Genomic DNA, 241 nt, shown 5'->3' with positions numbered 1-241 from the left:
ATCCTATGGTCGTTCAAAAAACCGAATACATCAAAGGCGGCCGCTCTTCCGCCAAAGTCAGCATGAAACTGAAAAACCTGTTGACCGGTGCCGCTTCCGAAACCATTTACAAAGCCGACGACAAATTCGACGTCGTCATCCTGTCCCGCAAAAACTGTACTTACAGCTACTTTGCCGATCCTATGTACGTCTTCATGGACGAAGAATTCAACCAATACGAAATCGAAGCCGACAACATCGG

1 pseudogene is annotated in these 241 nt (G+C 47.3%); it reads left to right on the top strand.

The window, feature by feature from the left end:
- Positions 1–241, top strand: a pseudogene (locus ACTHR7_RS10920) (elongation factor P); the annotation flags it as partial.

The organism is Neisseria sp. P0007.S010, from assembly GCF_051962875.1.
GTDB lineage: Bacteria > Pseudomonadota > Gammaproteobacteria > Burkholderiales > Neisseriaceae > Neisseria > Neisseria subflava_A.
This window is presented reverse-complemented; position numbering and strand designations above follow the sequence as displayed.